Here is a 702-nt window from a genome sequence, read left to right as displayed (position 1 = left end):
GTGCGGGCGGCGACGGCGATGGTGGTCGCCAGCCACAGCGGGCAGCGGCCTGCGACCAGCAGCAGGATCAGGCCCGGCACCAGCACGATCTCCTCGGATGGCCCGGCGGTGAGCATGGTGACCAGCAGGCTGGGCAGCGCCTCGTCGGTGGTGGCCTGGGAGCGGTAGAGGTGGGTGTGCTCGGGGAACCATGCCAGGGCGCGATCGGTCATCACCGATTTGATGAGGTTCGCGCCGCAGGCCATGAGGCAGGCTGCGGGGATCCAGAACCACTCCCGGCGGTCCCGGCGGGGCAGGATGCCGGCGTTGGTGAGTGAGAACCCCCAGGTTTTCAGCATGGCGCAGGTCAGTACCACGTTCACCACGGCAACAAAGGCGGTGCCGACGGCCACCTCGAGGTTGATGGTCCAGGGCAGCTGCCCGTCAGGTAGTGGGTGAAGCATCAGTTTCACAGCCTGGCGGGTGGGTCCCAGGAACCCGAGCGCCCAGAGGGCTGCGGCCATGCCCCACATGGTGAGGGGGTGGTTTGCGATGGTCTGGGCGATGTGGCCCAGAGAGCTCAGGGCTCTGTCCGCGGTGGATGTGGAGGGGCGGGGAGTGGTGGCCATGGGTTGCTCCTGGACGGTCTACGAGGTTGGACAAGTACAACATGGCAAACCAATAAAGACAACTATCTAACTAAAGTGTATTGTATGGATACAT

The 702-nt window shown here is 64.7% G+C and carries 1 protein-coding gene; it reads right to left on the bottom strand.

Features of this window, described 5'->3' with window-relative positions:
• Positions 1-608 (bottom strand): hypothetical protein (locus RF645_RS13030; RefSeq protein WP_368819248.1); only part of this gene is annotated, 608 nt, incomplete at its 3' end.
• Positions 609-702: the final 94 nt, after the last annotated feature.

It is taken from the genome of Kocuria sp. CPCC 205260 (assembly GCF_040981045.1).
Lineage (GTDB): Bacteria > Actinomycetota > Actinomycetes > Actinomycetales > Micrococcaceae > Kocuria > Kocuria palustris.
The sequence above is the reverse complement of the archived record's forward strand: the minus strand, read 5'-3'. Positions and strand labels throughout refer to the sequence as shown.